The sequence below is a fragment of the Proteus cibi genome, from assembly GCF_003144405.1.
GTDB classification, from domain to species: Bacteria; Pseudomonadota; Gammaproteobacteria; order Enterobacterales; family Enterobacteriaceae; genus Proteus; species Proteus cibi.
In genome coordinates, this window is record NZ_PENW01000016.1 from 77,297 (window position 1) to 88,470 (window position 11,174).

An 11,174-nucleotide genomic window follows, 5' to 3' on the forward strand; every position below is an offset into this window, starting at 1 on the left:
GTGAAATATTATTTATATTTAATTACTCATGATTTTGTGACGTTTTTTTATATTAAAATATTTTATTTTTTATTATCTTTATTTTTCATTTGTTTAAAATGGAAATAAAGTCAAGTATGAAAATTTTAAATGCGAATATTAGTCAGAAAAAAATAAATAAATTAGTAGATAACTCACCATCTGATGTAATGACTATTTGGGGAAAAATAAAAGACTGGTTTGGATTTAGTCAGGAAAAAAAAGTATTAACCTTAATTCATAATGTTTATTTTAGCCAAGAAACAACAGCGCTAGAAAAAAATAGAGATTTCTTTTACTTAAAGAAACTTGCGGGAGAACAGTATAGAAATAATTTTCAATATAAATCAAATAATAATAGCATTTCTTATGTTATTGATTTTAATGGTGAAACTATTGAATCAAGTAGTGATATCACTCCATTTGTTGACGCTATAAATAAGGAACTCAATTTAAATTTAAAAAACTATAGTAGTGAAGAACTAGATGCATTTATTAATAATTATTATAAATTGTCTGCATTAAGTAATGATATCAATGATTATGAGGAAAAGTTTATTGCATTTAGAGCAATTCTTATGGAATGTATTGATGATAAAAAAAATCCTCTTGACAAAAGAGGGTTTAATCTTAATGACTTTAAAGCAAAAGAAACATTCAATGATCAATACGATTATTTGAAAATAAATAGTGAAAAATATTTAGTTAACATTGATACTGAAAAATTAATCAATCATATATATAATTCTACAGAACAGCATAATTACGAAGAGCTTAGGGGACAGGTAGAAAAAGATATTTTAAGATATGATTTAAAATTCAACAATGAACGTATATCTGGCATTACTTCATTAGAGGAAAAATTAAAACTATTAAATAATAAAGATACTATGGTTATTTTTGAATTGCTCAATCAAGGTATTTTCCCAATGATAAAAGATTCTTTTGAAAAATATGATCCTATTGCTTCAATGTATTCGCCCTTTACAGGAAAGACATCTGTTAATATAGAACAAAAAGGTAATTCATACATTATAACGGTCAACAATAAAAAGGAAATTACCGAGCCTGATATTAAAAAAGTGAGTGATATATCAGATCAGATTTTAAACGACTTTGATTATAATTCTATGAATTTATATATGAAAAATTTTGTCGATGCTCCTGTATCAAAGGAAAAGTTAGAGGTTGCATTAAATCAGTATCAAAATGAAACAGAGAAAAGAATGACAGACAGTATTGATACTAAATTTAATTACAATCAAAGTAGGTTTGTTTTGCTGGAAGAAAGTATAAATATCAAATTTGAATTCAATCCTGACCTAATGAAAAAACTCACCATTTCAACTAATGAAAGTAAAGTTGAATATAGTTTATTAAAATCTTGATTTGGGATAAAAGGGGCTTCTTGCTATTATGGTTATAAACCAATAATAAATAAGAGGCTCTTTTATGTCACAACCTCATAATACAGAAATTCAAAAAATTATTAATGAGTTAAAACAGCAATATCAAAAAGCTGTTGACGCTTTACGTAATGCAATTGTTGATTATGTACAAGACGGAAAATTGCCTGATGTAAAACAGAGAGCGGAAGGATTATTTTCCTATCCTCAATTAACAGTACATTGGTCAGGGGAAATCAAAACAGAAGATAAGACGAGAGCTTATGGCCGTCTATCTCGATCAGGGACTTATTCAACAACAATCACTAATCCGGCTTTATTTGAAAATTATCTGTCAGAACAACTACAACTTATTGCTGATGCTTATCATGCTACTTTTGAAGTAAACGCTTCAAAACAAGAAATTCCTTATCCTTTCGTGATTGATGGAACAGGCATTGGATTTGATAGAAAGATGAGTGCCTCTTTAGCAAAATATTTTCCAACCACTGATTTATCTAAAATTGGTGATGAAATTACCGACGGTTTAATTAGCGATAGGGATATTTTACCTCTTTCTCATTTTGATGCATTGCGTACGGATTTTTCATTAGCGCGTTTAAAGCATTACACAGGAACATTACCTGAAGATGTTCAACCTTATATTTTATATACCAATTATAATCGTTATGTTGATGAGTTCGTTCGTTGGGCTTGTGAACAAGTCGCAGATAAGAATAGCGCATATTGCGCACTCTCTTGTGCGGGATTTCAGCAAATTACGGCAGAAACGGTTGATCCTGAAAAGTTAATTTCTGATTTAACTTGGAAGAAATATCAAATGCCTGCCTATCATTTAATTGCCAAAGAAGGTCCCGGAATCACATTAGTGAATATTGGTGTTGGCCCTTCAAATGCGAAAACAATTTGCGATCACTTAGCGGTTTTACGTCCTCATGTTTGGTTAATGATTGGTCATTGTGGCGGATTACGTGAGAGTCAACAACTTGGTGATTATGTTTTGGCTCATGCTTATTTACGTGATGATCATATTTTAGATGACGTTTTACCTCCTGATATTCCTATTCCAAATATTGCTGAAGTACAACGTGCACTTTATGATGCGACGAAAATGATCAGCGGTAAACCAGGACATGAAATAAAACAGCGATTAAGAACAGGGACTGTTGTTACAACGGATGATCGCAACTGGGAATTACGTTTTTCCGTTTCAGCTAGAAGATTCAATTTAAGTCGGGCTGTCGCTGTTGATATGGAAAGTGCCACAATTGCTGCACAAGGTTATCGTTTTCGCGTTCCTTATGGCACTTTATTGTGTGTGTCAGATAAACCCTTACATGGTGAAATTAAATTACCCGGTCAGGCTAATCATTTTTATGAAGGTGCGGTATCCGAACATCTGCAAATTGGTATTCAAGCGATTGAGTTATTAAAAGAAGAAGAGGATAAACTGCATTCTCGCAAGTTAAGAACGTTTAATGAACCACCATTCAGATAAACTGTAAAAATAAGCTTACTTTAAAAACCCAATTTAATTTATTAAATTGGGTTTTTTTCAGAGTAAAAACTAAAAACGTAAATGTCTAGCTGCTTTTCTGAGTCGATCATCTCCGCGCCTATCATAACGCTGAGTTGTCATAATACTGGCATGTCCCATGGCATCTTTTACGGTGACGATATCTTCACCATTATCAAGCATTGCAGAAGCAAACGTTCTTCTCAAATCATGGGGAGCAAATTTATCAATACCACTTTCTTGTTGGCGTATTTCTAAAATATAGTAAATAGCTTGGTCTGTTATTCGCTCATCAGTAACATCATCAAACCGGCGAATTCGAGTGAAAAGGGCCCCATTTTGAGTGCCTCTTATTTCATCGATCCATAATTGAACGCGATCCCAAGTATCATCAGGCATATAAGACATGCGTTCTTTATTGCCTTTACCTCTCACAATAAAGGCTTGATCACGAAACTGAATATGTTCGTAATTTAGAGCCACAATTTCTGATCGGCGTAATCCACAGCCTAATAGCACGCCTAATATTGCGGCATCTCTTAAACCTTTTGATGAATTGTCTTTTTCACAACTTCGAAATAAAGCACGGATTTCACTGCTAGTTAGCGCACGACCTTTGGGTAACCGACTTCCTCTTACTGATTTAACTTGGCGGATATGCTGATAACTTTCAGTATCCATTTGTTTCATTGCCCAAGCTTCTAAAGCGACACCTTTTAATGCAGCGAGATAAGTATTGATCGTGGCGGGGGCTTTATTGGCATCGGACAACATATCAATAATGGCTTGAATATGATGACGACGAAGTGCTCCCCATTGGCAATTTTTAAGAGAAGAAAAACCGATCATCTTAGCAACAATAGTGAGAAACGATCCCATTGTTTGACGACTACGTTTTGAACCTAAACTCATTAAATATGCCATTGCAGGATTGGTATGAGCAGGTGAGGTGAATGTTGCATTTAGATCCAATAATGCTTGTTTTTCAGGCAAGACTAGCGAGGTTTCAGGTGTTAAGTCCTGATCGTCGTGGTGAAATTCCACTGTGATTTCCTTATTAAATCAACATAACCATGATGAATATTCTAACAGATCCAAAAAAGAAAAAAGCTACTTTTTCAAAGGATCATTTTAATAAGTAGAGATGATCTTGTTTGTTTTATCGTCAATAAGGTTGTTATGTAAGCTTTTTTAGGGTGAATAACAGTCAAGTTGAATTAAGGAAAAAATAGGGTAAATGGCATTAAGAAAAAGAGTAAGAGAATAAGAAGAGGAAAAGGGAGTTTTATCTCGTTTTCGCACCCAAGATTTTCACCTTTTATCGACTTAAAAATAATGAAGATAACCGTAAAATCGGGTGCGAAATAATCAATAGTTAGTTAAATTACTCTTTATAAATTGCGACAACAGGTTTTCCATCATTACCAATTGTGCCACGATACATACCTTCAGAATTAAAACTCATGGTGTAGTTACCTGTTTTATCTAATACGATAACACCGCCACTACCATTAATTGCTTTAACTTCATCAAGTGCATTTTGAGCGGCTTCTTCTAAAGGTAAATTTTTATATTTAACTTGGGCTGCAATATTAAATGCCGTTAGTGTTCTGATAAACATTTCACCCGATCCAGTTGCAGATACAGCAACGGTTTCGTTATCAGCATAATTACCCGCACCAATAATAGGGGAATCACCAACTCGACCGTAACGCTTGTTTGTCATTCCTCCGGTAGAGGTTCCTGCTGCCAAGTTGCCATGTTGGTCAAGAGCAACAGCACCAACCGTGCCGTATTTATAATCGTACATCATAGGATCAACAAAAAGAGCGGCTGTTTTACCATCATGATCTAAAACGACTTGTTCTTTTTCTATTGCTTTTTGAAGTTGTTGCCAACGATGTTCAGTTCTAAAATAGGACGGATCAACAATAGTAAGCCCTTGTTCTTTAGCAAAAAGATCAGCACCATTAGAAGCCATCATAACATGTGGACTTTTTTCCATCACGGCAATGGCGGCATTAATTGGATTCTTAACGGTAGTGACACCTGCAACAGCGCCAGCTTTACGAGTTTTACCATCCATAATAGAAGCATCAAGTTCATTACGACCATCATGAGTAAAAACGGCACCTTTTCCTGCATTAAATAAGGGCGAATCTTCCATAACATTAATCGATTTTTGAACCGCTTCTATGCTGGTGCCGCCACTATTTAAAACAGCATATCCCGCGTTTAATGCTTCAGTTAGTTTTTCTTTATATTCTTTTTCTTGTTCTGGTGTGATGGTATCTTTAGTGATTGTTCCGGCACCACCATGAATAACAAGGCGAATAGGGGCGTCGGTATTTGCGAAAACAGAGGTAGCAAACAGAGTACAAAGTGTCATTGTGGCGAGTTTATACTTAATATTATTCATATAACCCTTCTTGTTTTTAATTAAAATTGACGTGGTATCATCATATGGATTTTACGATCTTGATCTTAAATTCTAATTAATTACATCGACGTACTTTAATAACTAACTGCAATAATCACTATATAAAAAGTTTAAGACATAAGTGGTCTGAACACTCAACTTTCTTTTTAATTTGTCGATCTTCATCATGTAATAATCTGTTTTTATTTTTAAATAGAAAAATCAATGCATTGTGTATTTTTAATGTTTTGAGGTTTAATAAAGGGATAAATATAAAAATTATCTAATCGTGTTTTTTTAAAAACAAAAATAATAATGCTATTTTTACTTTTTGTTTTTATTTTATATGATAAATTTTAAAATATGAAATTCACTAAATTATATAATAGAGGCAACTTTCAATGATGTTAAATAAGAGACTGAATGAGTTGTGAGTATTGAGTTTTTATCAAAAAATCAAGTTATCCTTTAATATTAATTATCTATTGATAACGCATTGTTATTATTTCATTTGTATTTTAATGTCACAAAATGGGTTTTCTATATACAATTTGTGTGTTTCTTCGAATAATCAAAAATAGATGATGGATTATGTGATAAAAGTACTACATTAATTTGAGTTAAGGCTCTATTATAATAACATAACATTTATAATTCATAAGGTTAGCATTTAATATTTCATTTTTTTATAGTGAGTGCGTTCGCTTTATCAATACAAATGAACTATTTTTAAATAGATATAAAATAAAAAACTAATACGTCTCATTATTTAACTATTTTCTTACATACAGCGGATAAACATATTTTTGGTATTCTTTTATGGCTAAAGGAAGGTTAAATAATTTATATGAAAACTCAAAAAAAGAGTCGTTTTTTTGTTTATAGCCTCATTCTCGTCGCAGTTATTGCCGCGGGAATTTTTTGGTGGAAATCTCAAGCATCAACACTTCCTTCAGGATTTGCTCAAAGTAATGGGAGAATAGAAGCAACAGAAATTGATATTTCAACGAAGAGTCCAGGAAGAATAGATTCTATTTTAGTTCAAGAAGGTGATTTTGTTAAAGCGGGTGAAGTGTTAGCAAACATGGATACTCGAACACTTAAAGAACAACTTCATGAAGTTCAAGCTCAATTAAATCAAGCAAAAAGCAGTGTGGTCACCGCAGAATCAGCATTATCACAACGTAAAAGTGAACAACTTGCAGCTCAAGCTGTTGTTCGCCAACGTATTGCTGAGCTTGATGCCGCCCAAAAAAGACTTAATCGTTCTCGTGCATTAGTAAAAACGAATGCGATCTCTATTCAACAATTAGATGATGATATTGCTAGAACAGAAGGTGCAAGAGCTGCGGTTGAAGCCGCTAAAGCGCAAGAAACTGCAACTATTGCAGCAATAGAATCAGCAAAAGCAGGGATCATTCAAGCTAATACAAAAGTGGATGCAGCAACAGCAACTGAAAGACGCATTTTGGCAGAATTAGATGACAGCATTTTAAAAGCGCCTCGTAATGGTCGTGTTCAATATCGTGTCGCAGAGCCGGGAGAAGTTTTAGGTGCGGGCGGTAGAGTCTTAAATATGGTCGATCTAAGTGATGTTTATATGACGTTTTTTTTACCAACAGAAGCTGCTGGTAAAGCGGCATTAGGAAGTGAAGTTCATATTATTTTAGATGCAGCGCCTCATATTGTTATTCCGGCAAAAACAACCTACGTTGCGAGCGTCGCGCAATTTACACCAAAAACCGTTGAAACTGATAATGAGCGATTAAAACTCATGTTTCGTGTAAGAGCGCGTATTGCACCTGAATTACTTGAAAAACACCTTGAATATGTAAAAACAGGTTTACCGGGTCGTGCTTATATTCGCTTAGATAACAGCCAATCTTGGCCAACGGATTTAGAGGTGAAATTACCACAATGAGTCAAACAATGAGAACGCAAAACCATTCTCATATCATTGAATTGACTCATGTATCCCAACATTATGGCGATACCAAAGCGCTTGATGATGTGACATTGGCTATTCCTGCGGGAAAAATGGTCGGGTTAATTGGTCCAGATGGTGTAGGGAAGTCGAGCTTGATCTCGCTTATTTCTGGTGCGAGAGAAATTCAAACTGGGCAAGTCATTGTGTTAAACGGTGATATGAATGATGTTGAACATCGAAGAGCCGTCTGTCCTCGTATTGCTTATATGCCTCAAGGATTAGGTAAAAACCTTTATCACACGCTTTCTGTTTTTGAAAATGTTGATTTCTTTGGCCGTTTATTTGGTCAATCAAAACAAGAGCGGGCAGAACGCATCAATGACTTACTTGAAAGTACGGGATTGGCGCCATTCCGTGATAGACCTGCGGGTAAACTCTCAGGGGGAATGAAACAAAAACTGGGGTTATGTTGTGCACTTATTCATGATCCAGAATTACTGATCCTTGATGAACCCACTACTGGTGTTGATCCATTATCGCGAGCACAATTTTGGGAATTAATTAATCGTATACGTAAGCGTCAAAAAAATATGAGCGTATTAGTTGCAACCGCTTATATGGAAGAAGCTGAGCGTTTTGATTGGTTGGTTGCGATGGATGCAGGAAAAATATTAGCAACAGGTCATGCAGATGAATTAAAAGCCCAAACTCATACTAATGAACTAGAAGCTGCCTTTATCGAATTATTACCAGACGAGAAAAAGAAAGATCACCAAAAAGTGGTTATTCCACCAAGGGATAAAAGTGACGATGATACCATCGCCATTGAAGCGCAAGATTTAACTATGCGTTTTGGGCAATTTGTTGCCGTAGATCATGTCAGCTTTCGTATTCCTAAAGGAGAAATTTTTGGATTCTTAGGGTCGAATGGTTGTGGTAAATCAACCACCATGAAAATGCTGACAGGTTTACTCGAAGCGAGTGAAGGGCGAGCTTGGTTATTTGGTCAAGAGGTTGATCCTAAAGATATTGAGACGCGTCGTCGTGTTGGCTATATGTCTCAAGCATTTTCACTTTATAGTGAATTGACGGTACGACAAAACCTTGAATTACACGCCAAACTTTTTCATATTCCAGAAGAAGAAATCCCTCAACGTGTTAAGGAAATGAGTGAGCGTTTTAATTTAACCGATGTTGAAGAAATGATGCCCGATGGTTTGCCATTAGGTATTCGTCAGCGTTTATCGCTCGCAGTTGCAGTTATTCATAAACCTGAAATGTTGATATTGGATGAACCCACTTCAGGGGTTGACCCCATTGCGCGAGATATGTTCTGGAACTTGATGGTTGACCTATCAAGACGTGACGGTGTCACTATTTTTATCTCAACTCACTTTATGAATGAAGCGGCACGTTGTGACCGAATGTCACTGATGCATGCTGGTAAAGTATTAGTCACAGATACACCTGAAAATTTAGTTAAAAATAGTCAATTTGATACGCTTGAAGAAGTCTTTATTGATTACCTTAAAAAAGCATCGGGTGAGCAAGAAGCACCTGAACTTGATGAAAAAAGCCTACAACTTCCCGCATCTAGTGATGAAAGTGCGGAAAAAGCGTTAAAACAAAGATTCAGCTTACGGCGTTTATTTAGTTATAGTATTCGTGAAGGTATGGAGTTACGCCGAGATCCGGTACGTCTTACTTTAGCGTTATTAGGTACAGTGATCCTGATGTTTATTATGGGTTACGGTATTAGTTTGGATGTTGAAAATTTACGCTTCGGTATTATGGATCGAGATCAAACAGGGTTAAGTCAGGCATATAGCCAAAATCTTTCAGGCTCTCGGTATTTTATTGAAAAGGCGCCGATCACCGATTATGACCAACTGGAAAAGCGGTTGCGTAGTGGTGATATTACAGTTGCGATTGAAATTCCACCTAACTTTGCGCGGGATGTTGCCAAAGGTCACACTGTAAAAATAGGTGTTTGGATTGATGGTGCAATGCCTAATCGCGCTGAAACTGTCCGTGGTTATATTCAGGCAATGCATTTAACATGGATGCTTGATATGGCTATGCGTCAACCCACTAATGTGGTTGATAAATTGTCACCTATTAATATAGAAACCCGCTATCGTTATAACCCTGATGTAAAAAGTTTACCTGCAATTGTACCTGCAGTTATTCCTCTTTTATTAATGATGATCCCCGCAATGTTAAGTGCGTTGAGTGTGGTACGTGAAAAAGAGCTGGGTTCTATTATCAATCTTTATGTTACCCCTGTCACTAAAGCAGAGTTTTTGTTAGGTAAGCAATTTCCTTATATCTTACTGGGGATGTTTAACTTTTTTATGCTCTGTGCACTTTCGATCTTTGTGTTTGGGGTGAGTTTTAAAGGAAGTATGTTAACGCTTTCTTTAGGGGCATTACTCTATATTACGATTGCCACGGGAATGGGATTACTCATTTCTTGCTTTATGAAAAGTCAGATCGCAGCCATCTTTGGTACTTCAATTATTACGTTAATTCCAGCAACGCAATTTTCAGGAATGATTGATCCTGTTTCGTCACTGGAAGGCATCGGTAAATGGATAGGGCATATTTATCCAACATCTCACTTTTTAACCATCTCAAGAGGGACATTCTCTAAGGGATTAAACCTTTTTGATTTACCTTGGTCTTTTATTCCTTTGCTTATCACTATCCCAATAGTTATTGGGTTGAGTGTCTTTTTTTTGAAAAAGCAGGAGGCTTAAATGTGGCGCACAATCCAAAATGTGTTTAATTTAGGCGTAAAAGAGTTGCGCAGTCTCTCTCGTGATAAAGCGATGCTGGCGTTAATTGTGTTTGCTTTTACGGTGTCTATTTATTCATCAGCGACGGTGACACCCGGTTCATTACATCATGCGCCGATTGCCGTTGCTGATCAGGACAAATCGCAGCTATCTGCACGTATTGTCAATAGTTTTTATATGCCTTATTTCTTACCTCCCGCTGATATTACGCCTGAGCAAATTGATGGTTTGTTAGATAGGGGCGCTTATACCTTTGCACTGGATATTCCGCCTAATTTTCAGCGTGATCTCTTAGCGGGTCGAAAACCGGAAATACAAGTTAATATTGATGCTACGAGAATGAGCCAAGCTTTCTTAGGTAATAGCTATATTCAAAATATTGTAATGGGTGAAGCAAAAACCTTTTTAGCGAAAAATAGAACCAATGATCCGCTACCTGTTGATTTGGAAGTTAGAATGAGTTTCAATCCGAATCTGACGCAATCATGGTTTGGTTCTGTTATGGCAATTATCAATAATATCACTATGTTATCGATAGTATTAACAGGCGCTGCATTAATCAGAGAGCGAGAGCACGGCACTATTGAGCACTTACTGGTTATGCCTGTCACGCCCTTTGAAATCATGCTTTCTAAAATATGGTCAATGGGATTAGTTGTATTATTAGCATCAGCTATGTCGCTGGTATTAGTTGTGAAGTCTTTACTGCATGTGCCTATCGAAGGCTCTGTACTACTGTTTATGTGTGGTGTTACTTTAAGTTTATTTGCGACAACCTCAATAGGCATTTTTTTAGGCACGATGGCTCGTTCAATGCCTCAATTTGGTTTATTGATGATAATGGTATTGTTGCCATTAAATATGTTATCAGGAGGGATGACATCGCGAGAAAGTATGCCTCAGTTCGTACAGGATGTAATGCAAACAATGCCAACTACACACTTTGTTAGCTTAGCTCAGGCTATTTTATATCGTGGTGCTGACTTCTCGATTGTATGGCCACAATTCATTATCTTAATTGTGATTGGCTCCGTCTTTTTCGCCTTGGCTTTATTACGTTTTAGAAAAACGATTTCGGCGATGGCTTAAT

The 11,174-nt window shown here is 35.8% G+C and carries 7 protein-coding genes; 5 read left to right on the top strand and 2 right to left on the bottom strand.

Going from position 1 to position 11,174, the window contains the following annotated elements:
* The first annotated feature begins 116 nt into the window (after nt 1–116).
* Both DK865_RS09375 and DK865_RS09380 read left to right on the top strand, forming a co-directional pair.
* Entirely contained in the window at nt 117–1,406 is a 1,290-nt protein-coding gene (locus tag DK865_RS09375; protein WP_109391748.1) for a hypothetical protein, read from the top strand.
* Between the two features lie 64 nt (nt 1,407–1,470).
* Nucleotides 1,471–2,922: an AMP nucleosidase gene (locus DK865_RS09380; protein WP_023582142.1), complete on the top strand. Its 1,452-nt coding sequence runs from the start codon at nt 1,471–1,473 to the stop codon at nt 2,920–2,922.
* A 69-nt stretch (nt 2,923–2,991) separates the two neighbouring features.
* Here the strand turns inward: DK865_RS09380 and DK865_RS09385 are convergent, their stop codons facing one another.
* Together DK865_RS09385 and DK865_RS09390 are read right to left on the bottom strand one after the other, a co-directional pair.
* Nucleotides 2,992–3,984, bottom strand: a complete 993-nt coding sequence (locus DK865_RS09385) for a tyrosine-type recombinase/integrase (RefSeq protein ID WP_036913017.1) — start codon at nt 3,982–3,984, stop codon at nt 2,992–2,994.
* 340 nt (nt 3,985–4,324) lie between these two features.
* On the bottom strand, nt 4,325–5,359 hold the full coding sequence (locus DK865_RS09390) for an isoaspartyl peptidase/L-asparaginase family protein (protein ID WP_109391749.1): 1,035 nt from the start codon (nt 5,357–5,359) through the stop codon (nt 4,325–4,327).
* Between the two features lie 847 nt (nt 5,360–6,206).
* Here DK865_RS09390 and DK865_RS09395 point away from each other — a divergent pair.
* From DK865_RS09395 to DK865_RS09405, 3 genes are read left to right on the top strand one after another with little or no spacing between them, the layout of a single operon-like run.
* A complete protein-coding gene (locus DK865_RS09395; RefSeq protein WP_109391750.1) occupies nt 6,207–7,280 on the top strand; it encodes an HlyD family secretion protein in 1,074 nt (357 codons plus the stop codon).
* Nucleotides 7,281–7,288: 8 nt separating this feature from the next.
* Nucleotides 7,289–10,045 (top strand): ribosome-associated ATPase/putative transporter RbbA, encoded by a 2,757-nt coding sequence (gene rbbA / locus DK865_RS09400; protein WP_194295198.1) that lies wholly within the window; start codon nt 7,289–7,291, stop codon nt 10,043–10,045.
* On the top strand, nt 10,046–11,173 hold the full coding sequence (locus DK865_RS09405) for an ABC transporter permease (protein ID WP_109391752.1): 1,128 nt from the start codon (nt 10,046–10,048) through the stop codon (nt 11,171–11,173).
* Nucleotide 11,174: the final 1 nt, after the last annotated feature.